This window comes from Streptomyces sp. NPDC051563 (genome assembly GCF_044454225.1).
Taxonomy (GTDB): domain Bacteria; phylum Actinomycetota; class Actinomycetes; order Streptomycetales; family Streptomycetaceae; genus Streptomyces.
The window spans coordinates 1-24,037 of sequence record NZ_JBITDL010000004.1 but is presented as its reverse complement, the minus strand read 5'-3'; the positions used below and the strand labels follow the sequence as shown (position 1 = coordinate 24,037).

The following is a 24,037-nucleotide window of genomic DNA, read 5'->3' as shown; positions in this document are numbered from 1 at the left end:
GGGTGATCCGTTGAGCCGCTCGGTTCTCGTCACCGGAGGTAACCGGGGCATCGGCCTCGCCATCGCCCGAGCCTTCGCGGAAGCGGGGGACAAGGTCGCGATCACGTACCGGTCGGGCGAACCGCCGGCGGAGCTCACGGCTCTGGGCGTGCTGGCGGTCCGCTGCGACATCACCGACTCGGAACAGGTCGACCAGGCGTACAAGCAGGTCGAGGACGCGCACGGCGCGGTCGAGGTCCTGGTGGCCAATGCCGGCATCACCAAGGACACGCTGCTGATGCGCATGTCCGAGGACGATTTCGCCTCGGTCGTCGACACCAACCTCACCGGCACCTTCCGCGTGGTCAAGCGCGCGAACCGCGGCATGCTCCGCGCGAAGAAGGGCCGTGTCGTCCTGATCTCCTCGGTCGTCGGCCTCCTCGGCTCGGCCGGCCAGGCCAACTACGCCGCCTCCAAGGCGGCGCTGGTCGGCTTCGCCCGCTCCCTCGCCCGTGAGCTGGGCTCCCGCAACATCACCTTCAACGTCGTCGCTCCCGGCTTCGTCGACACCGACATGACGAAGGTGCTCACGGACGAGCAGCGGGCCGGCATCGTCGGCCAGGTGCCCCTGGGCCGCTACGCGCAGCCCGAGGAGATCGCGGCCGCGGTCAGCTTCCTGGCGTCCGACAACGCCGCGTACATCACTGGTGCCGTCATTCCCGTTGACGGCGGATTGGGCATGGGTCACTGATCACCATGAGCGGAATTCTCGACGGCAAGCGCATCCTCGTCTCCGGGGTGCTGATGGAGTCCTCCATCGCCTTCCACGTCGCCAAGCTGGCTCAGGAGCAGGGCGCCGAGGTCATCCTCACCGCGTTCCCGCGCCCGACCCTGACCGAGCGCATCGCCAAGAAGCTGCCCAAGCCCGCCAAGGTGATCGAGCTCGACGTCACCAACGACGAGCACCTGGCCCGCGTGGAGGAGCTCGTCCGGGCGGAGCTCGGCGGCCTCGACGGCGTCGTCCACTCCATCGGCTTCGCGCCGCAGGACGCGCTCGGCGGCAACTTCCTGAACACCCCGTTCGAGTCGGTCGCCACCGCCATGCACGTCTCGGCGTTCTCGCTGAAGTCGCTGACCATGGCCTGCAAGCCGCTCTTCCCGGAGAACGAGGGCGCCGCGGTCGTCGGCCTCACCTTCGACGCGCAGTACGCGTGGCCGCAGTACGACTGGATGGGCCCGGCCAAGGCCGCCCTGGAGGCCACCAGCCGCTACCTCGCCCGTGACCTGGGCAAGGACAAGATCCGCTGCAACCTGATCTCCGCGGGTCCGATCGGCTCCATGGCCGCGAAGTCCATCCCGGGCTTCTCCGGCCTGGCGGACATCTGGGACCAGCGCTCCCCGATGGCCTGGGACATGTCGGACCCGGAGCCGGCCGCCAAGGGCGTCGTCGCCCTGCTGTCGGACTGGTTCCCCAGCACCACCGGCGAGATCATCCACGTCGACGGCGGCCTGCACGCGGTGGGTGCCTGACCTTCCCGGCCGGCCCGGCCGCCCCTGATCGGGGGCGGCCGGGCCGCTGCCCGAGGGCGGCCCGTTCCATCCGTACGGCGGCGGCCGCGCCTTCCCTTCCGGGAGGCGCGGCCGCCGCCGTTTCGGCGCGCGGGGAGGGGACCGTACGGGGTTGCTCGATCAGATGTCCGCCCCCGGGCCGGATCTTCCCGAGTCGAGAATCCGGACATTTCCCTGCAAACTGGGCCCGTCGGGATCTTCCCGGCTCCTGCGGGGAGGAGGTACGGGAGTGCGCGCGAGGCGTAGCCGAGCGGTATCCCTGCTGGTCACCTCGGTGGTCCTGACCGGATTCCTGCTCCCGGGAGCCCTCGCGCAGGACGAGGGGCCCGCCGCCCCGGCGCCGGGCACGGACGTCCATGCCCCGGCCGTGGTCGACCTGGCCCAGATCCCCGCCGAACCGCCCGTACAGCCCGCGAAGCCCGCCGCCCGGGAGCTCTTCGGGGCCGACTGCGACACCGAGATCAACGGCTCGCAGGTGGTCGCGTTCTGCCACAACGGCTATCCCCAGACCGACCTGGTCCGCCTGCACGTGGAGTGCGACCGCTGGTGGGACGTGGACGGGGACGGCGCCGCCGTGGCCGTCGGCCCGGCGGGCCGGGTGGAGCTCTCCGGCCGCTGCTGGAAGGAAGTCCGCTCCGCCTGGGTCAGCCACCAGCGGCAGTGACCCCCGCGGGCCGCCCCTCCTTGGCCAGGCAGACGAACGGATAGCCGGCCGCCTCCGAGGCCGCCGTGTCCCCGTCCCCGCGCCGGATCGCCTCGATCAGCCGGGCGTGGTCCAGGTGCGAGGCGGCGTCGAGCTCGGTACCCACGTCGGTGCGCAGCCAGTCGGCCACCAGATCGCCGAGGTCCGCGTACAGCTCGATCAGCACCTCGTTGTGTGAGGCCGCCACCACCGCCATGTGCAGGGCCACGTCCGCCGCGATGAACGTCTCCGCCTCCCCGCCCGACCAGGCCTCCTCGCGCCTCGCCAGCAGCGCGTCCAGCTGTACGAGGTCCCGCGGCGTCCGCCGCTCCGCCGCGAGACGGGCCGCCGAGGACTCCAGCGTCGAGCGCAGCTCCGCGATGTGCCGCGGGTCCGCCCCGGCGAAGCGGCGGTGCATGACCCCGGCCAGCTCGCTGGTGGCGATGACGTACGTCCCCGAGCCCTGGCGGATGTCCAGGAGGCCGTTGTGCGCGAGGGCCCGGACGGCCTCCCGCACGGTGTTGCGGGCGACGCCCATCAGCTCCACGAGCTCCGGCTCGGTGGGGATGCGGGAGCCCACGGGCCATTCGCCGGTGGTGATCTGGTTCCTGAGCTGGGCGATCACCTGGTCGACGAGCGCGGATCGCCGGGGCGAGGTCAGCGGCATGCGGTCGGGGTTCCTCTCGGGGCGGGCGCGGCGGGCGTGTCGGGCGCCGTAAGAGCCGTGGGAGCGGTGCGCGTGACGGGCACGATACGGCTGCGGGGTGGACAACCAATCATCCCATGATTCTATGATGTCGGAATGTCCGACGAAGAAATCCAGACCCTGAACCGGCCCCCGGCCGCGCGCACGGCATCCCACCAGCCCCCTTCCGCCCCCGCCGCCCCGCAGCCGGCGTGGCTCGGACCCGTGCTCCTCGTCGGCATCGTGCTGGCCGCCCTCAACCTGCGGCCCGCCATCACCAGCCTCGGCGCCCTCTTCGAGGAGACCCGCGAGGGCCTCGGCATGAGCGGCACCGTCGCCGGACTCATCACCTCCGTGCCCGCCCTCTGCTTCGCAGTCTTCGGCGTCACCGCACCCCGGCTCTCCCGCCGCTTCGGCCCGGCCGCCGTCGTCTGCGCGGGCATGGCCGCCGTCGCCGCCGGCCTGCTGATCCGGCCCTTCGCGAGCAACGCCGCCGGATTCCTCGCGGCCAGCGCCCTGACCCTGGCGGGCATAGCCCTGACCAACGTGCTCCTGCCGGTGATCGTCAAGCGCTGGTTCCCCGACCGGGTCGGCACCATGACGGGGCTCTACTCCATGGCCCTGGCCGCCGGCACCTCGCTCGCCGCGGCCGCGACCGTCCCGATGACCGAGGCCCTCGGCGGCAGCTGGCGCAGCGGCCTGCTCATCTGGGCCTTCCTCGCCGTGGCCGCCGTCCTGCCCTGGCTGGCCATCGCCGCGGCGGCCCGCAAGGAGAAGGCCGCGGCCGCGGGCGCACCGGCCGTCCGCCCCGACGCCGGGCCGAGCGTGGTGCGCAGCCGCACCGCGTGGGCCCTCGCCTGCTACTTCGGACTCCAGGCCACGGGCGCGTACATCACCATGGGCTGGCTCCCGCAGATCTTCCGCGACGCCGGCGTCTCCGCCTCCACGGCGGGCATCCTGCTCGCCGTCACCATGGTCATGGGCGTCCCGCTCGCCTTCGTCATCCCGGGCCTCGCCGGCCGGATGCGGCACCAGGGGCCCATCGCCGTCGCGCTCGGCCTCTTCGGCCTCTTCGGCTACCTCGGGCTCTACTTCGCCCCCGCGGCCGGAGCGTGGGCCTGGGCCCTCCTGCTCGGCGTCTCCAACTGCGCCTTCCCGCTCGTCATCACCATGATCGGACTGCGGGCCAAGTCCCCGGCCGGCGTCGTCAAGCTGTCCGCCTTCGCCCAGAGCACCGGCTACCTCATCTCCATCCCCGGACCGCTCCTCATCGGCACCCTCTACCAGCACACCGGCGGCTGGGACCTGCCCCTCGCCCTGATGGCCGGTCTGCTCGTCCCGCAGATCGCGCTCGGCGTGCTGGCCGGCCGGGACCGCACGATCGAGGACGAATGCGGCATGCGAGACTGATCGGCATGTCGCCCGTACTTGAACCGAACCCCCAGAACGGCCACCGGAAGCTCGGCCTCGTGCTGGGTGCGATGCTGCTGGTGACCGTGATCATCGCCGTCATCGCCACCCTCGCCTCCCCGTAAGGGGTGGGGTTAACCCCCCAACCCCTAGGGGGTCAGGCTCAGGGTCATCTGGGGTGCGTCCCCGATGGGAACCGCCTGCTCGAATCCTTAGATTCGAAGAGCAAGAGCGAGCCCGTCCGACGCACCCACGGAGGCGGCCATGTCGGCCCCCACGCACCTGGCCCCCCGCCACCCGTCCGCCCCCCGCGCCGCCGGGGCCGACGCCCGGCTGCCCTGGTGGGCACTCGCCCTGCCCGCCCTCGCCTTCGGCCTCCTGCTCATACTCCTCGCGGGATCCGGCCAGGCCCACGCCGCCTCCGACGAGGGCTCCACGCTCGTCCACGTCACCGAACGGCTGCTGAGCGCCGTCGGCTGACGGGCCGCCAGCCACCGGAAGCCCGCCCGCGCCCCCGTGCGCCCGGACACGCCCCACACCTGCGGGTGAGCGCCCCAACACCCTGCGCCCCGTGGCTCGATTCATGCGAAGCTGGGAGTCATGAGCGCCGACACACCCCGCAGGATCGTCCTCCTCCGGCACGCCAAGGCCGAATGGTCGGACGGCACGGACCACGACCGCCCCCTCGCGGAGCGCGGCCGTCACGACGCCCCGGCCGCCGGCCAGAAACTGGCCCAGACCGGCATCACCTTCGACCTGGCCCTCTGCTCCAGCGCGGCCCGCACCAGGGAGACCTGGAAGCTGGCCGTCCAGGAGCTGCCGCACAGGCCGAAGACCACGTACGAGGAACGGCTCTACGAGGCCTCGCTGGGCGAGCTCATCGCCCTGGTCAACGAGACCTCCGACGAGGTGAAGAACCTCCTCGTCATCGGCCACAACCCCGGCATGCACGCGCTCGCCGACGCCCTCGCGGGGAGCGCGCAGGGCGACGTACTGGCCCGGATGAACCGCAGCGGGTTCCCGACCTCGGGGATCGCCGTCGTCTCCTTCGCCGGCTCCTGGAAGTCCGTGGAACACGGCGTGGGCACCCTGCTGGACTTCTGGACCCCGCACAGCTGACGCGCACGCGCCCCGACGACTCCGCCGACGCAGCGGGCCCCGGCACGTCGACAGTGCCGGGGCCCGCTGCGTCGTAGGGGGAGAGGGATCCGAGGTCAGGCCAGGTCGGCGGCCTCGACCTCTTCGCGGGTGATCCCGAGCAGGTAGAGCACGGCGTCCAGGAAGGGCACGTTCACCGCGGTGTGCGCGGCCTGGCGGACCACCGGCTTGGCGCAGAAGGCCACGCCCAGCCCGGCCGCGTTCAGCATGTCGAGGTCGTTGGCACCGTCACCGATGGCCACCGTCTGGGCCAGCGGTACGCCGGCCTCCGCGGCGAAGCGGCGCAGCAGCCGGGCCTTCCCGGCCCGGTCCACGATCTCGCCCGTGACCTTGCCCGTCAGCTTCCCGTCGACGATCTCCAGGGTGTTGGCGGAGGCGAAGTCCAGCCCGAGCCGCTCCCGCAGATCGTCCGTCACCTGCGTGAACCCGCCGGAGACCACGCCCACCTGGTACCCGAGGCGCTTGAGGGTGCGGATCAGCGTCCGGGCGCCCGGGGTCAGGCGCACCTCGGCCCGGACCTTGTCCACCACGGACTCGTCCAGTCCGGCCAGCAGGGCGACCCGGGCGTGCAGCGACTGCTCGAAGTCCAGCTCCCCGCGCATGGCCCGCTCGGTCACCTCGGCGACCTCGGCCTCACAGCCGGCGTGCGCGGCGAAGAGCTCGATGACCTCGTCCTGGATCAGGGTCGAGTCCACGTCCATGACGACGAGGCGCTGGGCCCGGCGGTGCAGCCCGGCCGAGACCACGGCCACGTCGACGCCGATCTGCGCGGCGGCGGTGGCCAGCGCGGTGCGCAGCAGCTCGGTCGCGGTGCCGGAGACGGCGAACTCCACGGCCGTCACCGGATACTTCGCGAGCCGGAAGATGCGGTCGATGTTGCCGCCGGTCGCGGTGATCCGTGCGGCGATGGCGGCCGTGGACTCGGCGGTGAGCGGATGCCCGAGCACGGTGACGTGCGAACGGCCACTTCCGCGCGGCCGGTTGTCACCGGTGCCGGAGAGGATCTCGGCCTGCAGTTTGAGGGACTCGGCCCAGCTGTGGACGGTGGCCCGCAGCTCGCCCTCGGTGCCGGCGGTCGGGTGGGTGACGAGGGCGCACAGGACGATGCGGCCTCGGGTGACTACCTGCTCGATGTCGACGACGTCGACGGAGTAGGCGGCGAGGGTGTCGAACAGCCCGGCGGTGATCCCGGGACGGTCCTTGCCGAAGATCTTGACGAGGAGGGTGGGGACGTCGGAGGTCTGCGAAGCGCTCATGGTGCCTTCACCGTATCTCCCCGGCCTGCGCGCACGGAGCCCCGTCCCACCTGGCGGAACCGATTCGCTCCGTACGGACGTGCGGGAGCCACCCGGTGGACGTGTGGAGGTCGTGCGGTGGCCATGGGCGGACCCTGGAGCGGGCGCGTGGAGGTCCGGCGACGGGGGACGCCGGACGGCAGGTGCCTGCGCGCGGAACGCGGGGCGAGCACGGGCGTGCGAGCCCGCCCGGCGGGACGAAGCGATGCCCCGGCCCGCCCGGAGGGATGCCGTGGCGTCCGGAAACACACCTTCCGGGAGGCTTTCGGCCCCCTCGCCGGGGTCCTCCGGCTCCCGCGACGTGGCCCGGATTCCCCTTGCGGCCGTGCGCCTGAAATAGTTCCCCCGGATGTTCGCCATCCCTAGACTCCCTGACGTCATGGGGGATTCTCGGGGGACTTAAGTGGGGCTGGAGTGCCGGAACTCGTACTGGAATTGAATGGAAGGACCTGGACGCTCGATCCGTCCAGGTCGTACTCGCTGGGGCGCGATCCCCAGGGAGACGTGGTGATCGATGACGCCCGGGTGTCGTGGCGGCACGCCACCATCGCCTGGAACGGGCGCGGTTGGGGAATCGAGGACCACGGCAGCACCAACGGCACGTACGTGCGCGGGGCGAGGGTCCAGCAGGCCGAGCTCGTACCCGGCACGCCGGTGCACCTCGGCAACGCCACCGACGGGCCGAGGCTGAATCCCGTCGCGGGTGCGGCCGCCGGCCAGGCGCCGCAGCCGGCGGTGGCGCAGCAGTCGCCCGCGCAGGCCTACGCGCAGCAGCCGCAGGCCCAGCAGCAGACGCCGCAGCAGGCACCGCAGCCCTGGGAGCAGCAGGTCCAGCAGGCCCCGCCGTTCCCGCAGCAGCAGGCCCAGCAGCAGCCGCAGTCCTTCCCGCAGCAGCACCAGCAGCACCAGCAGCAGCCGGGCGGCGGCGGGACCCCGGGCTACGGCGACCATCGCAGCCCGACGACGTTCCACCAGCTCGCGCTGGGTCACGTCATGCGGATCGGCCGTGCGCTGGAGAACGAGCTGGTGGTCTCCGACCTCCAGGTCTCCCGCCACCACGCGGAATTCCGCTCGATGCCGGGCGGCCGCTTCGAGATCCGCGACCTCGGCAGCCACAACGGCACCTACGTCAACGGCCAGCCGCTGGCGAAGTCGGGCACCGCACTGCTCGGCCCGAACGACATCGTCGGCGTCGGCCACTCGACGTTCCGGATCGTCGGGGACCGCCTCGAGGAGTTCGTCGACACCGGTGACGTCTCCTTCTCGGCCCGCCACCTCACGGTCACGGTCGACGGCGGCAAGCAGATCCTCAAGGACGTCACCTTCGGCGTCCCCGAGAAGTCGCTGATCGGCGTCATCGGCCCCTCCGGCTCCGGCAAGTCGACGCTCCTCAAGGCGCTGACCGGCTACCGCCCGGCCAACGAGGGCGACGTCCTCTACGACAACCGCAACCTGTACAAGCAGTTCGCGGAGCTCCGCCAGCGCATCGGCCTGGTCCCGCAGGACGACATCCTGCACAAGGAACTGAAGGTCAGCACCGCCCTCAAGTACGCGGCCAAGCTCCGCTTCCCCGGCGACACCGCGGAGTCCGAGCGCGCCGCCCGCATCAACGAGGTGCTGCGCGAGCTCAAGCTCGACATCCACAAGGACAAGAAGATCACCTCGCTCTCGGGCGGCCAGCGCAAGCGCGTGTCCGTGGCCCTGGAGCTGCTGACCAAGCCCTCGCTGATCTTCCTGGACGAGCCCACCTCGGGCCTCGACCCGGGCATGGACCGCGATGTCATGCAGCTGCTGCGCGGCCTCGCCGACGACGGCCGCACGGTCCTCGTCGTCACGCACTCGGTCGCCGAGCTGGCCATCTGCGACAAGCTGCTGGTCATGGCCCCGGGCGGTTCGGTCGCGTACTTCGGCCCGCCGGACGAGGCGCTGAACTTCTTCGGCTACTCCACCTGGGCCGACGTGTTCTCCGCCTTCGAGAGCTACCGCGACTACGACTGGGCCGGCCGCTGGAAGGGCTCGCAGCACTACCAGCTCTACGCCGCCGACATCGACGCCGTCGCCCCCCAGTCCGTCCACCCCGCCGTGCAGCAGACCCGGCCGCCCAAGCCGCAGGGCTGGGGGTCCCAGCTCTGGACGCTGATGCGCCGCTACATGTCGGTCATCGCGTCCGACAAGGGCTTCATCGGACTGATGCTGATCCTCCCGGCGGTCCTCGGCGTGGTCTCCGTCGTCATCCCCGCGAAGTTCGGACTCGGGCCGCCCGTGGCGCCTTCCCGCTTCAACGGCGACGCCGGCACGATCATGCTGATCCTCGCGGTCGGCATGTGCTTCTCCGGCGCCGCGAACTCGGTCCGCGAGCTGATCAAGGAACGCGTGATCTACGAGCGCGAGCGCGCGACCGGCCTGTCCCGGTCGGCGTACCTCGCCTCGAAGGTGATCGTCCTCGGGTTCATCACGGCCATCCAGGGCGTGATCATCTGCGCGATCGGCTTCTACCCGCGCGAGCTGCCCGCCGAAGGCCTCCTGATGCCGCCGGCCGTGGAGATCTGCCTGTCGGTCATCGCGCTGGGCTTCACCTCCATGATGTTCGGCCTGGTGATCTCCTCGCTGGTGAAGACCGCCGAGAAGACCATGCCGCTGCTCGTCATGTTCGCGATCGTCCAGGTCGTCTTCACCGGCATCCTCTTCCAGGTCTACGACTCTCCCGGCCTGGAGCAGTTCGCCTGGCTGATGCCCTCCCGCTGGGCGATCGCCGCCGCCGGCACCACGCTGAACCTCGGCAAGCTCATGCCGCCGTGGGACGCGGAGAACCCGACGAACACCGACCCGCTCTGGGACGCCACGATCGGCCAGTGGAGCCTGAACATCACGGTCCTGCTGCTCCTCGGCGTCGCCTGCGGCTTCGCCGTGCAGCGTCTGCTGCGCCGCCACGAGCCGGAGGTCATGCGCGCGGGCAAGTAGGCAGCGGGCAAGTAGGCAGCGGAGCCGCGCAGCGCACGCGGGTCCACACGAAACGCCTCAGGGCGGCTCCGGAACACCGGGGCCGCCCTGAGGCGCATGGGGGGCTTGGAAGGACGCCAGGGGCCTAGTAGGCGCTGTTGACGTTGTCCATGGAGCCGTAGCGGTCGGCCGCGTAGTTGCAGGCCGCGACGATGTTGGCGACCGGGTCGTACAGGTCGAACTTGGTGCCCTTGACGTGGTACGCCTTGAAGGTCGGGGCGATGACCTGGAGCAGACCCTTGCTGGGGATGCCGTTCTGGGCGTTGATGTCCCAGTTGTTGATCGCCATCGGGTTGCCGCTGGACTCGCGCATGATGTTCTTGTGGATCCCGGCGTAGGTGCCCGGAATGCCCTCGCGCTTCATGATGAAGAGGGCTTCCTTGATCCAGCCGTCCAGGTTGTTCGCGAAGACCGGCGTGCGGGTCGCGGAACGGCTGGCGGCCGCCTTCTGCTCGCGGTCCTTCTTCGCGTCCGCCTCGGCCTTGGCCTTGGCGGCCGCGGCCTGGGCGTCCTTCGCGTCCTTCGCCACCTTGGCCTGCTGGCCCGCGACGACCTGCTGAACGGTGAGGTGCTGCTGCATGGCCTGCGTCTGCGCGCTGTCCACGACCTTGGACCAGGCGACGGGGGCCGTGGCCACGGTCGCGGTCGCGGAGGCCTCACCGGCGGAGGCCGGAACGAGGGAGAAGGCGAGAGCGGCGGCGCCCAGGGTGGCTACGCCGGCGACGGAAAGCTTGTGGGCCTTCGTCAGACGACGACTGTGGCCGGGAGTGGTGGTCTCGGTCATGAGTAGCAACCTCTTCGAATAGCGGGGGCCGCAGGAAAGCGCCTGTCGGATCCGGGATCCGCGGCGCTGTGCGACGGGAGCAATTCTTAGCGGTGGCAAAATCCTGTGGCAAAGGTGTGACGTACGATCCCGCTTAGTGGATCAGGCCCCGGAGCCGAGCCCCGATTTCACGGACCGGCGTACGTGAGCCCGCGCTAACAGCGCTCTTATGCGTCCACTAGGGAGCTTCGTAAGTGATGTGCGTCCTATGTGCGGGCTCACATCGGTCACGTATCAATCTCACCAGCAGTTGCGACAGCAATCCGCTCAGTGACCGTTCTCATCCTTGAGTAGCAGGCGGCCGCCCCCGAACTCGTACCTAAGGCACAGCCCCGCTACAACTGAGGCGCACCCGCGCAGCACGCCCTCCCACCCGGCCACCCCCTCCACCATCACCAGCTGCAAGCCCCCGAGCCCCCGCAGCCCGGCCGGCAGCCCGTCCACCACCCGCGTCCCGCACCTCGGGCTCCGGCGTCACGATCGGCCGGGTCCGGCCTGCGGCGGCCGGTCCACATCCCGCACCTCGGGCTCCGGCGTCACGACGGGCCGGGTCCGGCCCGCGGCGGCCGTTCCGCCACCCGCACCTCGTGCTCCGGCGTCACGACCGGCCGGGTCCGGCCCGCCCCCCCCCGCACCCGCACCTCGTGCTCCGGCGTCACGACGGGTCCGGTCCGGCCTGCGGCGGCCCGTCCGCCGACCACCCGCACCTCGGGCTGCGGCGTCATGACGGGCCGGGTCCGGCCCGCCCCCCCCGCATCCCGCACCTCGGGCTCCGGCGTCACGACGGGCCGGGTCCGGCCTGTGGCGGCCGGTCCGCATCCCGCACCTCGTGGCCCGGCGTCAGGACCGGCCCGGTCCGGCCCGCGGCGGCCCGTCCGCCACTCGCGTCCCGCACTTCGCGCTCCGGCGTCATGACCGGCCGGGTCCGGCCCGCCCCCCCCGCATCCCGCACCTCGGGCTCCGGCGTCACGACCGGCCGGGTCCGGACCGCGGCGGCCCGCACGGCCCCATCCCCGCCGGCCGCCGACTCCATCGCCCGCAGCGCCGTGGTCCCCGCCGCGATCACCTACCCACCCGCCCTTCTAGTCGCGTTCACCAGCGCCAGCCGGGCCGTGGCCGCGGGCATCTCCTACCGCGCCGAGTAGGGCGGCTCGTGCGCCTCCTGCGAAGCCACCCCCGTGTGCAGGGTCAGCGGGGCGAGGCGCCCCCCCGGCGCGCCAGCTCCGGCACCAGCTCCGCCGTGAGGGGCCGGCCCGCGCTCGGCAGGCATCTCCGCCGCACCTGCCCCGCCGGCCCGCGGCATCGCGAACACCGTCTGGTACGCCGACAGCGTCTGCTCGCGCTCCGTGCAGGCGTACCGGGTCGGCCGCCCGTGCGAGCGCAGCAACACCGGCACCTCCTCTTCCGGGGACCCCGCCGGCGGCGCGTACCCCACCCACCGCAGCCGGTCCGCCCCCGAGGCGAGCGGCTCCTCCAGGGCGAGGCGCCACCTGCCCGGCAGCTCCACGGCGGCGCGACGGGCCCTCCGGGCCGGGGCCGGGGCCGGGTGGGCGCGTACCGCACCCACGGCAGCCGGTCCGCGAGCGGCTCCATCGGGGCGAGGCGCCACCTGCCCGGCAGCTCCACGGCGGCGCGACGGGCCCTCCGGGCCGGGGCCGGGGCCGGGTGGGCGCGTACCGCACCCACCACAGCCCGTCCGCCCCGGAGCGAGCGGCTCCTCCAGGGCGAAGCGCCACCCGCCCCCGGCAGCTCGACGGCCCGGCGGGCCCTCCGGGCCGGGGCCGGGTCGTCCCCCGTACGGCCCGGCCCCGGCCGCGGAGAGCTCCGCGGCCCAGCGGCCGCCCTCGCCCCGCGTGGAGACGTGCGCGACGAGCTCCTCGCCGCCCGGGGCCCAGCCGCCCGCCCACCGCGGCCGGCGGCATCGACCAGGTGTTCACCACCAGCGCGTCCCCGGCCCGGCCCGCAGCAGCCCCGGCAGCTTCCGGAAGGCGTGCAGTGACACCTCCGAGGCGCCCCGCGAGACCAGTAGCCGCACCGAGGTCCCGCCCAGGCCCGCTGCACCCGAGCCCCGCTGCCCGGCCGGAACCCGCTGCTCGCCCGGGCCCCACCGCCCGGCCGGAACCCGGGCCGCAAGACCTGGCGGAATGTCCCTTATATGCAGTCCCTTCTCCCGTACCCCCGAGCCCCTCCCCGCTCCACCCCCGAGAGGCCCAGCGCCGTGTACCGGCCGCTCTCCGCTCCACCCCCGACGGGCCCCGCGCCGTGTACGGGCCGCTTGGCAGCCCCTCCTCCACCAGCCTCAGCAGCAGCGGAGCCACCTCCCCGGGACCCGGCATCCCTGCCAGGCCCACCCCGGGCCCGGCCGCCGCCGTCTTCCGCGTCCGCATCGAGCCCGGATCCGCCCACCACCCGCGCAGCCCCGGCTCCTCGACCGCCAGTACCGCCGACATCAGGTCCCCCGGGGGCCTTCGTCGCCCCGTAGGCCCCCAGGTCCGGCACGCCAGCACCGCCACGTCCGAGCTGATGCCCAGCTCCGCCCCGGCGTGCGCCGCCCGCAGCAGCGGCAGCGCCTCCTGGACCAGCCCCAGCGGCCCCGCCTCGCGCAGCCCCTCCAGCGGGTGCACCGCCGGCGGCACCAGGGGCTCCGCGCCCAGCACGCCCGCGTTGTTCACCCGCAGGTCCAGCCCGCCCAGCGCCCAGCGCCACCACCAGCTTCGCCCCGCGCCCAGCGCCCCGCGCCACCACCAGCTCCGCCCGGCACGCCGCCGAGCCCACGTCCCCGGCCACCACCCACCGCGACCCGCACCCCCGCAGCGCGCAGAGTCTCCCCGGCCTCCGCCGGCGGACCGGCACCCGGTGCACTCAGCACCCGGCCCCGGCCCCGGGCCGCCGGCTTCCCGGCCAACGCCCGCCCCAGGGGCCTGTCGTCTGACTCGCGACGCCCGGCACACGCTCTCGCCGCACCGAGAGCACGCACCAGACGCCGCGCGGCCGCCCTCGGGGCGACGACGGGAGTTCGACGACAGGCCCCAGCCCCCTCGACGCCCCCGTCACCATCGCCACCGCCATGACCGCACCCCCAGCTTCCGAACCGCCCTGCGGATGCCCCCAACGCAGGAACCCGCCCCCCGCCCCCGCCGCCGCGGCCATCGGCCGCACCCCGCCAGGTCTCTTCGGCCCAGGCCGAGCCCTACGCCCAGCCCTACGCCCAGCCCTACGCCGCCGACCGGAGAGGCCTACGCCCCCGGCCCGATCCGCCCGCCCCCGCGCCGCGAGTACGGTGAGGCCATGGACTCCGGACCCCTGGCACCCCGCGGCGGCGGCCTGGCCGCCGTGAGCACCGCGCTGCTGGCCATGAGCCGTCGGCTGGAGGTCCGCGACGTGCTGCGCACGATCGTCGTCTCGGCCCGCGAGCTGCTCGACGCCGAGTACGCGGCCCTGGGCGTCCCGGACGACCACGGCGGCTTCGCCCAGTTCGTCGTGGACGGCATCAGCGAGGAGCAGTGGCGGGCGATCGGCCCGCTGCCCCGCCAGCACGGCATCCTCGCCGCGATGCTCCACCAGGACGGCCCCGAGCGGCTGGCCGACGTACGCAAGGACCCCCGCTTCGAGGGCTGGCCCGCGGCGCACCCCGACATGTCCGACTTCCTCGGGCTGCCGATCCGCGACGGCGAGGAGACCCTCGGCGCGCTCTTCCTCGCGAATAAGCGGAGCTCCCCGCGCGGCGGGCCCGGCTTCACCGACGAGGACGAGGAACTCCTCTCCCTCCTCGCCCAGCACGCGGCGATCGCCCTCACCAACGCCCGCCTCTACGAACGCAGCCGCGAGCTGACGATCGCTGAGGAGCGCTCCCGCCTGGCCCACGAGCTGCACGACGCGGTCAGCCAGAAGCTCTTCTCGCTCCGCCTGACCGCCCAGGCCGCCGCCGCCCTGGTGGACCGCGACCCGGCCCGTGCCAAGGAAGAGCTGCACCAGGTCGCCGTCCTCGCGGCGGAGGCCGCCGACGAACTGCGCGCGGCCGTCACCGAGCTCCGCCCCGCCGCCCTCGACGAGGACGGCCTGGTCGCCACCCTGCGCAACCAGGTCCGCGTCCTGGACCGGGCCCACACCGCGCACGTCACCTTCACCTGCGACGGCGTACGGGCCCTGCCCGCGGCCCAGGAGGAGGCGGTCCTGCGCGTGGCCCAGGAAGCCCTGCACAACGCCCTGCGCCACTCCGCCGGCGAGCGGATCGACGTCACCCTGACCCGTCGGGAGACCGGGGGAGCGCTGCTCCGGGTGACCGACGACGGAACCGGCTTCTCCCCTCCCACCGTCCGCCGCGCGGGCCGGCACCTCGGCCTGGTCTCCATGCGGGACCGGGCCGCGGGCGTCGCGGGCAGACTCACCGTGCGGTCCGAGCCCGGCACCGGCACCACGATCGAACTGGAGGTACCCGGTGGCTGACACACCGGGCCGTCGCGCCCGCGTGAGGGTCCTGCTTGTCGACGACCACCAGGTGGTCCGCCGGGGCCTGCGCACCTTCCTGGAGGTCCAGGACGACATCGAAGTGGTCGGTGAGGCGGCCGACGGCGAGGAGGGCATCGACCGCGCCGAGGAACTGCACCCGGACGTCATCCTGATGGACGTCAAGATGCCGGGCACCGACGGCGTCGAAGCCCTGCGCAGACTGCGCGCGCTGGCGAACCCGGCGCGGGTGCTGATCGTCACCAGCTTCACCGAGCAGCGCACGGTGGTCCCCGCCCTCCGGGCGGGCGCGGCCGGCTACGTGTACAAGGACATCGACCCCGACGCCCTCGCGGCCGCCATCCGCTCGGTGCACGCGGGCCACGTCCTCCTCCAGCCGGAGGTCGCCGGGGCCCTGCTCGCCGAGGAGGGCCCCGGCCCGTCCTCCGGCCGCGGCGGCAACCTGACGGACCGCGAGCGCGAGGTGCTGCACCACATAGCGGACGGGCGCTCGAACCGGGAGATCGCCCGCGCGCTCGTCCTGTCGGAGAAGACGGTGAAGACGCACGTCTCGAACATCCTGATGAAGCTGGACCTCTCCGACCGGACGCAGGCGGCGCTGTGGGCCGTCAGACACGGCATCGGGCAGTAACGCATACGGTCGGTGATTCATACGGTCGGGTGTATGTAGCCCACATGGCGTATCCCGTTCGTCGGATGAGCGTTCTTCATGACGTGCCGCGGCGGCTGGCCGCGGCAGACGTACTGGAGGACGAGAACGTGAAGAACTTCAAGAAGGCCACCGCCGTCACCATGATCGCGGGCGGCCTCCTCGCCGCCGGCGCGGGTGTCTCGTCGGCGCACGGCGGTGCGTCGGCGGAGGGCGAGACCCTGAACTCGCCCGGCGTGGCCTCGGGGAACCAGCTCCAGCTCCCCGTCCACATCCCGGTGAACGTGGTGGGCAACACGGTCAACGTGATCGGCCTGCTGAACGGCGCCTTCGGCAACACCGGCGTGAACGGCTAGCCCGCACCGCACCTCCTCGACGCGGACCCCGCCTGCTCCGCAGGCTGCGCCCCGCCGGCCTCCGGCCGACGAAGGCAGACGCCCTGCACGGCGCCCCCGCACCCGGCCCCGCTTCCCCCCTCTCCCTGGGAAGCGGGGCCGAGCCACATCCGGCGACAGCCGGCAGCCGTCCCAGAACAGCCCCTCCGGCGTTTGAGGAGCGGGGTCCGGGGCGGAGCCCCGGAAAGCCCGGCGCAGCCGGGACCGCTTGCGCAACGGCGCCGCACGGAACTCCGCCCACCACCGCACGCCGGCGCGCAGCCGGGCACACCCGGCCCCGCGCAGCGGTGCCGCACCCCGATCCCGCACCCCGCGGCCAGCGGCTACCGCATCCGCTCCTCAACGGCCGAGTTGTACGCGGCGACCAGCGCCCGCCGGGCGACCCGCTCCACGGGCCGCAGCGCCTCCGCCCGTGCCGCCATCTCCGAGGCGGCCACCGCCGCCCCGTGTCCCCGTTCCGTCGCCAGCGACACCATCAGGTCCACCCGCTGCGCCAGCGAGAGGACCCGTACCGCCCGCGGCGGATACCCCGGCGCCAGCGCGTCCCGCCCGGCCTCCGTCCGCGCCCGGTACGCGGACAGCGCGGCCTCCGCGACCGGCCCGGATCCGGCCACGTCCAGCCGGGTCAGCACCACCGTGGCCTCGCGCAGCGCCTCCGCGAGTTCCCGTTCCGCCTCGCCGAGCGACGGCACGTCCGCCGGCGGGGCCTCCCGTACCGGCAGGCAGTGCCAGGTCACCGTCACGTGCACATCACCCGCGGGCCCGACCTCCCGGACCTCGGGGACCAGACCGACCGCGGCGCCCACGGCCACGACCGCCTCCTCCGCGTCCAGCGCCCTCGCGTTGAACTCCGGCGGCCCGCTCAGCCCCAGCGGATGCCCGGGCGCCGGGAGCGCGATCCGCAGCCCGGTCACGCCCAGCACCCGCAGCCGGCCCAGCGCCAGGGTGAGACCCACCGGCCCGGATTCCCCGGGCAGTCCCTCCACCCGGTGCACGGAGTCCTCGCCCACGATCGACAGCGCGGCCTCGTCGGGCGAGACGAGACCGGCCAGCAGAGCGTTCCCCCAGGCGGCCAGCCGCCCTGAACGCGGTTCGAAAAGCATCCCCCCACTTTACGGACGGCCCCCCGGACCCGGGCCCGCGCCCGGAGCCCTCCCCGAGTGGCGTAGGTTTTCCCCTGGGGCTGCGCCCACCGACGGGGCGGCGCACAGACGAACCGAGACTGCAAGGGGAGACAACACGCTCATGAGCGATGTTCTGGAGCTGGTGGACGTATCCGTGGTCCGCGAGGGCCGGGCTCTGGTGGACCAGGTCTCCTGGTCGGTCAAGGAGGGGGAGCGCTGGGTGATCCTCGGCCCCAACGGCGCCGGCAAGACCACGCTGCTGAACCTCGCCTCCAGCTACCTCTTCCCCACCAAGGGCTCCGCCACCATCCTCGGCAGCACCCTCGGCAAGGTGGACGTCTTCGAGCTGCGTCCCCGCATCGGCATGGCCGGCATCGCGATGGCCGACAAGCTGCCCAGGCGCCAGACCGTCCTGGAGACCGTCCTCACCGCCGCGTACGGCATGACGGCCACCTGGACGGAGGAGTACGAGGAGATCGACGAGCAGCGCGCCCGCGCCTTCCTCGACCGCCTCGGGATGACGCCGTACCTCGACCGGAAGTTCGGCACCCTCTCCGAGGGCGAGCGCAAGCGCACCCTGATCGCCCGTGCGCTGATGACCGACCCCGAGCTGCTGCTGCTCGACGAGCCCGCCGCCGGTCTCGACCTCGGCGGCCGCGAGGACCTCGTGCGACGCCTCGGCCGGCTCGCCCGCGATCCGCTCGCCCCGTCGATGATCATGGTCACGCACCACGTCGAGGAGATCGCCCCCGGTTTCACGCACGTGCTGATGATCCGTCAGGGCCGGGTGGTCGCGGCCGGACCCATCGACCTCGAACTGACCTCCCGCAACCTCTCGCTCTGCTTCGGGCTGCCGCTCGTCGTCGAGCGCAACGACAGCGACCGCTGGACCGCCCAGGGCCTGCCCCTGCGGTAGTCCGCGCACCGGCCGGGCCCCGCGGCACCGGCCGGTCCGCCCGCACCCTGTCCGGACCGCGCCCACCCGACCTACCATGACCATGTGGACATCGACGCATGGGTGTGGTGGCTCATAGGCGCGGTCGGACTGGGCATTCCCCTCGTCCTGACCGCGATGCCCGAGTTCGGCATGTTCGCCGCCGGAGCGGTGGCGGCCGCCGTCACGGCGGCCCTCGGCGGGGGAGTGGTCGCCCAAGTACTGGTCTTCTTGGCCGTGTCGGTCGCGCTCCTCGCGGTCGTCCGCCCGATCGCCGGCCGGCACCGCAATCAGAAACCCCAACACCGCAGCGGAATCGACGCGTTGAAGGGCCGCAGCGCCGTCGTCCTGGAACGCGTGGACGGCAGCGCCGGCGGCCGCATCAAGCTCGCCGGCGAAATCTGGTCGGCGCGCTCCCTGGACGCCGACACCACCTTCGAACCGGGCCAGTCCGTCGACGTCGTGGAGATCGACGGGGCGACCGCGGTCGTCATGTGACGGACCGGCAGTATGTGACGGACCAGCACGTGAGCAACTCCCTTGTGTGCACACCACATGTGGGCAAGCAGCCGACCCGCGGCCCCGGGGTCTGCGAGACTCCGCTGAACGGGGCAGCACAGACAGCCGGAAGGGCACGGGGAACCGCATGCAACCGATCATCATCGTTCTGATCATTCTGGTGGTTCTGGTCTTCATCGCACTGGTCAAGACGATCCAGGTGATCCCGCAGGCCAGCGCCGCCATCGTCGAACGGTTCGGGCGCTACACCCGCACCCTCAACGCGGGCCTCAACATCGTCGTCCCGTTCATCGACTCGATCCGCAACCGGATCGATCTCCGCGAGCAGGTCGTCCCCTTCCCGCCGCAGCCGGTCATCACCCAGGACAACCTGGTCGTCAACATCGACACCGTCATCTACTACCAGGTGACCGACGCCCGCGCCGCGACGTACGAGGTGGCCAGCTACATCCAGGCCATCGAGCAGCTCACCGTCACCACGCTGCGCAACATCATCGGCGGCATGGACCTGGAGCGGACCCTGACCTCCCGCGAGGAGATCAACGCGGCCCTGCGCGGAGTCCTCGACGAGGCCACCGGCAAGTGGGGCATCCGCGTCAACCGCGTCGAGCTCAAGGCCATCGAGCCGCCGACCTCCATCCAGGACTCGATGGAGAAGCAGATGCGCGCCGACCGCGACAAGCGCGCCGCGATCCTCCAGGCCGAAGGTGTCCGCCAGTCGGAGATCCTGCGCGCCGAGGGCGAGAAGCAGTCCTCCATCCTGCGCGCCGAAGGTGACGCCAAGGCCGCGGCCCTGCGCGCCGAGGGCGAGGCCCAGGCCATCCGTACGGTCTTCGAGTCCATCCACGCCGGCGACGCCGACCAGAAGCTGCTCGCCTACCAGTACCTCCAGATGCTCCCGAAGCTCGCCGAGGGCGATGCCAACAAGCTCTGGATCGTGCCGAGCGAGATCGGCGACGCCCTCAAGGGCCTCTCCGGAGCTATGGGCAACTTCGGCCCGATGGGCGCCGCTTCCGGCTTCAACCCGCAGAACATCGGGAAGGACGGCGGCGGCACCGGGGGCACCGGCGGGATCCCCGCCGCCCGCGACAAGGACGCCGCGGAACGCCGCGAGCAGCCCCCGATCGACTGAACGGCCCCGACGGCCCGAACGGGACGTCCCCTCCGGCATGATCAGTGAGGCCCCCCGACCTTCACGGCGGGGAGGCGACTCACTCATGCAAAGGGGACGACCCCGCCCATGTCCATCTGGGAATCACTCGCGGTCTTCGCGGCCGGCATCGGCGCCGGCACCATCAACACCATCGTCGGTTCCGGCACCCTGATCACCTTCCCGGTGCTGCTGGCCACCGGCCTGCCGCCGGTCACCGCCAACGTCTCCAACACCCTGGGCCTCGTACCCGGTTCCATCAGCGGAGCCATCGGCTACCGCAAGGAGCTCCAGGGCCAGCGCGCCCGCATCATCCGGCTCGGCGCCGTCTCCCTCGTCGGCGGACTCGCCGGAGCGATCCTGCTGCTCACCCTGCCGTCGGACTCCTTCGACACGATCGTGCCCGTCCTGATCGGCCTGGCCCTCCTGCTCGTCGTCTTCCAGCCCCGGCTCGCCGCCGCCCTGCGCAAGCGCCAGGAGGCCGCCGGAGGCGATACCGGCCATCCCGACGGAGGCCCGCTCCTGCTGTCGGGCATGCTGCTCTCCAGCGCGTACGGGGGCTACTTCGGGGCCGCCCAAGGCGTCCTCTACCTCGGCCTGATGGGCCTGCTGCTCCGCGAGGACCTCCAGCGGATCAACGCGGTGAAGAACGTCGTCGCGGCGATGGTGAACGGCATCGCGGCCGTCTTCTTCCTCTTCGTCGCCGAGTTCGACTGGACGGCCGTCCTGCTCATCGCCGTCGGCTCCACCATCGGCGGCCAACTCGGCGCCAAGGTCGGCCGCAAGCTGCCGCCCACCGTGCTGCGCGGGGTCATCGTGACCGTCGGGATCATCGCGATCGTCCAACTGCTGCTCCGCTGAGCGACGTAGAAAACGTACGTCGCCCAGCGCAGCCGTCTACCCGGCGGGACGATCCCGCCCTACGCGATCACTCGCAGCCCTAGGCGGACCGCTCCAGCCACTCCGGCAGGGCATCCCGCCCGCCCACGCCCAGCGCGAGCAGCATGGCGTCGGCGGGAGAGGGAACGAAGGGCTTCCGGAGGAGCGGCATCCCCGCCTCCTCCGGAGTCCGGGCGGCCTTGCGGTGGTTGTCCTCGGAGCAGGAGGCCACCGTGTTCAGCCAGGTGTCCCCACCCCCCTGAGCCCGCGGAAGCACGTGGTCCACGGTCGTCGCGCGCCTCCCGCAGTAGGCGCAACGGTGTTGGTCGCGGATCAGCACCCCCCTCCGTGACCAGGGAGCATGTCTCCGGAAGGGCACCCGTACGTACCTGCAGAGTCTGATCACCCGCGGCAGCGGAAGATCCATCGTGGCAGCGCGCACACGGAACTCGGGATGCGCCTGTTCGACCACGGCCTTGTCCTGGAGCACCAGCACCACAGCCCGGTTCATCGTCACCGTCGACAGCGGCTCGAAGCTCGCGTTCAGCACCAGCGTGTCCCGCATCTCGCCCACCTCCCGTGTGCAGGCCCGCGACCACCCTGGCGGCAGGGCCCGCAACCACTCTGGTCGCGCGCGCCACGCGGGACAACGCAATAAAAATGCCCGGTCCTGGCCGTCTTTAGACCAGGACCGGGCAAACGCTCGGAGAACGAAGCCGGGTCGTGCCCGGAAATGCTCAGCCCGCGGGAGCCTCGTACTCACCGACGAGCTGCGCACGCCCCAGCGTGTGGAACCGCAGATTGAACCCGACGACGGCCGGCGAGACCTCCGCACCGGGACCGAGCTTCTCCTCGTCCACCGCATACACGGTGAACACGTAGCGGTGCCGCTCCCCGGCCGGGGGAGCCGCCCCGCCGAAGTCCTGCGTGCCGTAGTCGTTGCGCACGTGCACGGCCCCGGCGGGCAGCCCCTCGAACGTCCCGCTGCCCGCCCCGGCCGGCAGCTCGGTGACCGAGACCGGCAGATCGAAGAGCACCCAGTGCCAGAACCCGCTCCCCGTCGGAGCATCCGGGTCGAAGCAGGTCACGGCGAAGCTCTTCGTCTCCTCCGGGAACCCCTCCCACCGCAGGTGCGGCGATACGTTCCCACCCGACAGCACCTGGCCGGAGCCCAGATCGGCCCCCGGCTCCAGGTCCGCACTGCTCACCTTGAACGCGTGCACCGCCGGGTGGAAATCGTGGGGGAGCGGCGCCCTGCTCTGCTCGGCCACTGCGGAACCTCCTACTGGATCGAGTCGACGCCGACCGGCGCCTGCACACCGGTCGCTGTACCGGCACCGAGCCTAGATCCGCTCAGAACCAGTTGCGCTGCGAACCCACCGACGAGATCCACTGGTTCAGGTAGGCCGCCCAGTCGGTGCCCTGGTAGGACTGCAGCCCCACCTGGAAGCAGCGGAAGGTGTCGCTCCCCTCGCTGAACAGGCCCGGCTTCTTGTCCATCTCCAGCACGACGTCCATCTCCCGCCCGTCGGAGACGAAGGTCAGCTCGACCTGGTTCAGCCCCCGGTACTGCGACGGCGGCAGGAACTCGATCTCCTGGTAGAAGGGCAGCGTCTGCCGCGTCCCCCGGATGTGCCCGCGCTCCATGTCCGCACTGCGGAAGGTGAAGCCCAGCTGGCCGAAGGCGTCGAGGATCGCCTGCTGCGCCGGCACCGGGTGCACGTTGATGGCATCGAGGTCGCCGGCGTCCACCGCGCGCGCGATCTCCAGCTCCGTGCTGACCCCGATGTTCATCCCGTGCAGCTGACGCCCCCCGAAGTGGGTGATCGGCGTCTCCCAGGGGATCTCCAGCCCGAACGGCACCACGTGCAGGGCGCCCGCCTGCACCTGGAAGGCACCACCGAGACGCTGCTTGGTGAAGACCACGTCCTGCTTGTACTCCTGGTCGTTGCCCTCCACCTCGACCCGCGCCTGGAGGCCGACGGACAGCCCCTCGATCTGCTGCTCCACGGATCCGCCCTGGATCCGAACCTCGCCCTGGACGATCCCGCCCGGCACGACGTTCGGCTCGGTGATGACGGTGTCGACCGAAGCACCACCGGCACCCAGGCTCGCGAACAGCTTCCTGAACCCCATGCTCTGACTCCCCTATACGACTACGACGTGCTCGAAAAGGCCCTGCTCGGCAAGGTGCCCGCCATTGCGCGCGGCACTACCCCTACAAACGCGGAACCTTAGGCCCCGGTTGCAGGAGGGCGCAGTCCACTACGCTCGACCGGATGAGCGCGCGCCCCGACCGTACGCCCCTGCCCCGGTCCTTCTTCGACCGCCCGGTCCTCACCGTGGCCCCGGACCTCCTCGGCCGCACCCTGGTCCGCCGCACCCCGGACGGCCCCATGGAACTGCGCATCACGGAGGTGGAGGCGTACGAGGGGGAAGCCGACCCGGGCTCCCACGCCTACCGCGGCCGCACCGCGCGCAACGCGTCGATGTTCGGCCCACCCGGACACGCGTACGTCTACTTCATCTACGGCATGTGGTTCAGCCTCAACCTGGTCTGCGGCCCGCAGGACCACGCGAGCGGTGTCCTGCTCAGGGCCGGGGAGATCACCGTGGGCGCGGACCTGGCCCGCAAACGCCGAGTCTCAGCCAGAAACGACCGAGAACTGGCCAAGGGTCCGGCCCGCCTGGCCACCGCCCTGGACGTGGACCGCTCGCTGGACGGCACCGACCTCTGCACCGGCCCGGATTCCCCCCTGTCCCTGCTGGCAGGCACCCCCGCACCGCCGGACCTGCTGAGCAGCGGCCCCCGCACCGGGGTGGGCGGCGCCGGCGCGACCCACCCGTACCGCTACTGGATCACCCACGACCCGACGGTGAGCCCCCACCGGGCCCACGCGCCGCGCCGCCGCTCAACTTGACTCGGCGCGGACGGACACCTAACGTAGCCCGAGCCGCTTGAACGGGGCACTGCTATCGGCAGACCCCCAGAGCGGCCAACCCACTACCTACGACTTACCCCTGGCGGGGTCTTATTCGGCATGTCCGAATTCGATTCCGAACGGCCGATTATGAGCCGCACGGGATAAGCGCTAATGTGGTGGAGCGCCGAAAGGCACAGACCCCCAACGGTCACCGAATTCAAATCCAAGTCGGAAACGACAACGGAAATGATCTGGTAGAGTTGGAAACGAAGGAAGCGCCCGGAGGGCCTGGAAACAGGAACAAAGGAAGCGTCCGTTCCTTGAGAACTCAACAGCGTGCCAAAAATCAACGCCAAAAAGTTGATACCCCGTCCATTTCGGTGGATGAGGTTCCT

25 protein-coding genes are annotated in these 24,037 nt (G+C 72.1%); 17 read left to right on the top strand and 8 right to left on the bottom strand.

Features of this window, described 5'->3' with window-relative positions:
* Positions 1–10: 10 nt before the first annotated feature.
* From fabG to ACIA8F_RS06075, 3 genes are all read left to right on the top strand, one after another.
* Entirely contained in the window at positions 11–730 is a 720-nt protein-coding gene (fabG, locus tag ACIA8F_RS06085; protein ID WP_399377028.1) for a 3-oxoacyl-[acyl-carrier-protein] reductase, read from the top strand.
* Between the two features lie 5 nt (positions 731–735).
* Complete coding sequence (gene fabI / locus ACIA8F_RS06080) at positions 736–1,509, top strand: enoyl-ACP reductase FabI (RefSeq protein WP_399377027.1); 774 nt, start codon at positions 736–738, stop codon at positions 1,507–1,509.
* Positions 1,510–1,777: 268 nt separating this feature from the next.
* Complete coding sequence (locus ACIA8F_RS06075) at positions 1,778–2,212, top strand: hypothetical protein (RefSeq protein WP_399377026.1); 435 nt, start codon at positions 1,778–1,780, stop codon at positions 2,210–2,212.
* Here ACIA8F_RS06075 and ACIA8F_RS06070 read toward each other — a convergent pair.
* The gene (locus ACIA8F_RS06070; RefSeq protein ID WP_399377024.1) at positions 2,193–2,897 is read right to left on the bottom strand and encodes a FadR/GntR family transcriptional regulator; all 705 of its coding nucleotides are present in this window, start codon (positions 2,895–2,897) and stop codon (positions 2,193–2,195) included. The genes ACIA8F_RS06075 and ACIA8F_RS06070 overlap by 20 nt on opposite strands.
* Before the next feature lie 135 nt (positions 2,898–3,032).
* Here ACIA8F_RS06070 and ACIA8F_RS06065 point away from each other — a divergent pair, with 135 nt between their 5' ends.
* The 4 genes from ACIA8F_RS06065 (at position 3,033) to ACIA8F_RS06050 (ending at position 5,444) form a co-directional block, all read left to right on the top strand.
* On the top strand, positions 3,033–4,325 hold the full coding sequence (locus ACIA8F_RS06065) for a CynX/NimT family MFS transporter (RefSeq protein ID WP_399377023.1): 1,293 nt from the start codon (positions 3,033–3,035) through the stop codon (positions 4,323–4,325).
* 5 nt (positions 4,326–4,330) lie between these two features.
* On the top strand, positions 4,331–4,450 hold the full coding sequence (locus ACIA8F_RS06060; RefSeq protein WP_328297916.1) for an SGM_5486 family transporter-associated protein: 120 nt from the start codon (positions 4,331–4,333) through the stop codon (positions 4,448–4,450).
* 139 nt (positions 4,451–4,589) lie between these two features.
* A complete protein-coding gene (locus ACIA8F_RS06055; protein ID WP_399377022.1) occupies positions 4,590–4,805 on the top strand; it encodes a hypothetical protein in 216 nt (71 codons plus the stop codon).
* Between the two features lie 120 nt (positions 4,806–4,925).
* The gene (locus ACIA8F_RS06050) at positions 4,926–5,444 is read left to right on the top strand and encodes a SixA phosphatase family protein (RefSeq protein ID WP_399377021.1); all 519 of its coding nucleotides are present in this window, start codon (positions 4,926–4,928) and stop codon (positions 5,442–5,444) included.
* A 95-nt stretch (positions 5,445–5,539) separates the two neighbouring features.
* On the opposite strand, the gene serB is transcribed toward ACIA8F_RS06050, so the two are convergent.
* Complete coding sequence (gene serB / locus ACIA8F_RS06045) at positions 5,540–6,739, bottom strand: phosphoserine phosphatase SerB (protein ID WP_399377020.1); 1,200 nt, start codon at positions 6,737–6,739, stop codon at positions 5,540–5,542.
* A 474-nt stretch (positions 6,740–7,213) separates the two neighbouring features.
* Between serB and ACIA8F_RS06040 the strand changes: the two genes are divergently transcribed.
* On the top strand, positions 7,214–9,739 hold the full coding sequence (locus ACIA8F_RS06040) for an FHA domain-containing protein (RefSeq protein WP_399377336.1): 2,526 nt from the start codon (positions 7,214–7,216) through the stop codon (positions 9,737–9,739).
* 124 nt (positions 9,740–9,863) lie between these two features.
* Here the strand turns inward: ACIA8F_RS06040 and ACIA8F_RS06035 are convergent, their stop codons facing one another.
* The gene (locus tag ACIA8F_RS06035) at positions 9,864–10,562 is read right to left on the bottom strand and encodes a transglycosylase SLT domain-containing protein (RefSeq protein ID WP_399377019.1); all 699 of its coding nucleotides are present in this window, start codon (positions 10,560–10,562) and stop codon (positions 9,864–9,866) included.
* A 950-nt stretch (positions 10,563–11,512) separates the two neighbouring features.
* On the opposite strand from ACIA8F_RS06035, the gene ACIA8F_RS06030 reads away from it, so the two are divergent.
* Positions 11,513–11,746, top strand: coding sequence for a hypothetical protein (locus ACIA8F_RS06030; RefSeq protein ID WP_399377018.1), 234 nt, complete (start codon positions 11,513–11,515; stop codon positions 11,744–11,746).
* Here ACIA8F_RS06030 and ACIA8F_RS06025 read toward each other — a convergent pair.
* Complete coding sequence (locus ACIA8F_RS06025; RefSeq protein ID WP_399377017.1) at positions 11,731–12,168, bottom strand: hypothetical protein; 438 nt, start codon at positions 12,166–12,168, stop codon at positions 11,731–11,733. The two genes, ACIA8F_RS06030 and ACIA8F_RS06025, sit on opposite strands and share 16 nt — an antisense overlap.
* Positions 12,169–13,889: 1,721 nt before the next feature.
* On the opposite strand from ACIA8F_RS06025, the gene ACIA8F_RS06020 reads away from it, so the two are divergent.
* From ACIA8F_RS06020 to ACIA8F_RS06010, 3 genes are all read left to right on the top strand, one after another.
* The gene (locus ACIA8F_RS06020) at positions 13,890–15,047 is read left to right on the top strand and encodes a GAF domain-containing sensor histidine kinase (protein WP_399377016.1); all 1,158 of its coding nucleotides are present in this window, start codon (positions 13,890–13,892) and stop codon (positions 15,045–15,047) included.
* A complete protein-coding gene (locus ACIA8F_RS06015) occupies positions 15,040–15,699 on the top strand; it encodes a response regulator (protein ID WP_399377014.1) in 660 nt (219 codons plus the stop codon). The genes ACIA8F_RS06020 and ACIA8F_RS06015 overlap by 8 nt, the downstream gene beginning before the upstream one ends.
* Before the next feature lie 128 nt (positions 15,700–15,827).
* The gene (locus tag ACIA8F_RS06010) at positions 15,828–16,073 is read left to right on the top strand and encodes a chaplin (protein WP_399377334.1); all 246 of its coding nucleotides are present in this window, start codon (positions 15,828–15,830) and stop codon (positions 16,071–16,073) included.
* A gap of 362 nt (positions 16,074–16,435) precedes the next feature.
* Here the strand turns inward: ACIA8F_RS06010 and ACIA8F_RS06005 are convergent, their stop codons facing one another.
* A complete protein-coding gene (locus ACIA8F_RS06005; RefSeq protein WP_399377013.1) occupies positions 16,436–17,215 on the bottom strand; it encodes a hypothetical protein in 780 nt (259 codons plus the stop codon).
* Positions 17,216–17,357: 142 nt separating this feature from the next.
* Here ACIA8F_RS06005 and ACIA8F_RS06000 point away from each other — a divergent pair, with 142 nt between their 5' ends.
* The 4 genes from ACIA8F_RS06000 to ACIA8F_RS05985 all read left to right on the top strand — a co-directional run bounded on the left by ACIA8F_RS06000 (position 17,358) and on the right by ACIA8F_RS05985 (position 20,700).
* Positions 17,358–18,152 carry an ABC transporter ATP-binding protein gene (locus tag ACIA8F_RS06000; protein WP_399377012.1) on the top strand — a complete coding sequence of 265 codons (795 nt, stop codon included), beginning with the start codon at positions 17,358–17,360 and terminating at the stop codon, positions 18,150–18,152.
* Between the two features lie 84 nt (positions 18,153–18,236).
* A complete protein-coding gene (locus ACIA8F_RS05995) occupies positions 18,237–18,668 on the top strand; it encodes an NfeD family protein (protein ID WP_399377011.1) in 432 nt (143 codons plus the stop codon).
* Between the two features lie 148 nt (positions 18,669–18,816).
* A complete protein-coding gene (locus tag ACIA8F_RS05990; RefSeq protein WP_399377010.1) occupies positions 18,817–19,821 on the top strand; it encodes an SPFH domain-containing protein in 1,005 nt (334 codons plus the stop codon).
* Positions 19,822–19,929: 108 nt separating this feature from the next.
* A complete protein-coding gene (locus ACIA8F_RS05985; protein WP_399377009.1) occupies positions 19,930–20,700 on the top strand; it encodes a sulfite exporter TauE/SafE family protein in 771 nt (256 codons plus the stop codon).
* A 79-nt stretch (positions 20,701–20,779) separates the two neighbouring features.
* Here ACIA8F_RS05985 and ACIA8F_RS05980 read toward each other — a convergent pair whose 3' ends face one another.
* The 3 genes from ACIA8F_RS05980 to ACIA8F_RS05970 form a co-directional block, all read right to left on the bottom strand.
* Positions 20,780–21,283: an HNH endonuclease gene (locus ACIA8F_RS05980; protein WP_399377008.1), complete on the bottom strand. Its 504-nt coding sequence runs from the start codon at positions 21,281–21,283 to the stop codon at positions 20,780–20,782.
* A 172-nt stretch (positions 21,284–21,455) separates the two neighbouring features.
* Complete coding sequence (locus ACIA8F_RS05975; RefSeq protein WP_399377007.1) at positions 21,456–21,989, bottom strand: YbhB/YbcL family Raf kinase inhibitor-like protein; 534 nt, start codon at positions 21,987–21,989, stop codon at positions 21,456–21,458.
* A gap of 82 nt (positions 21,990–22,071) precedes the next feature.
* Entirely contained in the window at positions 22,072–22,854 is a 783-nt protein-coding gene (locus ACIA8F_RS05970) for a sporulation protein (protein WP_399377006.1), read from the bottom strand.
* Between the two features lie 143 nt (positions 22,855–22,997).
* On the opposite strand from ACIA8F_RS05970, the gene ACIA8F_RS05965 reads away from it, so the two are divergent.
* Complete coding sequence (locus ACIA8F_RS05965; RefSeq protein WP_399377005.1) at positions 22,998–23,639, top strand: DNA-3-methyladenine glycosylase; 642 nt, start codon at positions 22,998–23,000, stop codon at positions 23,637–23,639.
* Positions 23,640–24,037 lie beyond the last annotated feature (398 nt).

Coding starts and splice junctions, on each gene's coding strand:
- fabI (WP_399377027.1), top strand. CDS start 736: ATGAGCGGAATTCTCGACGGCAAGCGCATCCTCGTCTCCGGGGTGCTG.
- ACIA8F_RS06070 (WP_399377024.1), bottom strand. CDS start 2,897: ATGCCGCTGACCTCGCCCCGGCGATCCGCGCTCGTCGACCAGGTGATC.
- ACIA8F_RS06065 (WP_399377023.1), top strand. CDS start 3,033: ATGTCCGACGAAGAAATCCAGACCCTGAACCGGCCCCCGGCCGCGCGC.
- ACIA8F_RS06060 (WP_328297916.1), top strand. CDS start 4,331: ATGTCGCCCGTACTTGAACCGAACCCCCAGAACGGCCACCGGAAGCTC.
- ACIA8F_RS06055 (WP_399377022.1), top strand. CDS start 4,590: ATGTCGGCCCCCACGCACCTGGCCCCCCGCCACCCGTCCGCCCCCCGC.
- ACIA8F_RS06050 (WP_399377021.1), top strand. CDS start 4,926: ATGAGCGCCGACACACCCCGCAGGATCGTCCTCCTCCGGCACGCCAAG.
- serB (WP_399377020.1), bottom strand. CDS start 6,739: ATGAGCGCTTCGCAGACCTCCGACGTCCCCACCCTCCTCGTCAAGATC.
- ACIA8F_RS06035 (WP_399377019.1), bottom strand. CDS start 10,562: ATGACCGAGACCACCACTCCCGGCCACAGTCGTCGTCTGACGAAGGCC.
- ACIA8F_RS06030 (WP_399377018.1), top strand. CDS start 11,513: ATGACCGGCCGGGTCCGGCCCGCCCCCCCCGCATCCCGCACCTCGGGC.
- ACIA8F_RS06020 (WP_399377016.1), top strand. CDS start 13,890: ATGGACTCCGGACCCCTGGCACCCCGCGGCGGCGGCCTGGCCGCCGTG.
- ACIA8F_RS06005 (WP_399377013.1), bottom strand. CDS start 17,215: ATGCTTTTCGAACCGCGTTCAGGGCGGCTGGCCGCCTGGGGGAACGCT.
- ACIA8F_RS06000 (WP_399377012.1), top strand. CDS start 17,358: ATGAGCGATGTTCTGGAGCTGGTGGACGTATCCGTGGTCCGCGAGGGC.
- ACIA8F_RS05990 (WP_399377010.1), top strand. CDS start 18,817: ATGCAACCGATCATCATCGTTCTGATCATTCTGGTGGTTCTGGTCTTC.
- ACIA8F_RS05985 (WP_399377009.1), top strand. CDS start 19,930: ATGTCCATCTGGGAATCACTCGCGGTCTTCGCGGCCGGCATCGGCGCC.
- ACIA8F_RS05980 (WP_399377008.1), bottom strand. CDS start 21,283: ATGCGGGACACGCTGGTGCTGAACGCGAGCTTCGAGCCGCTGTCGACG.
- ACIA8F_RS05970 (WP_399377006.1), bottom strand. CDS start 22,854: ATGGGGTTCAGGAAGCTGTTCGCGAGCCTGGGTGCCGGTGGTGCTTCG.
- ACIA8F_RS05965 (WP_399377005.1), top strand. CDS start 22,998: ATGAGCGCGCGCCCCGACCGTACGCCCCTGCCCCGGTCCTTCTTCGAC.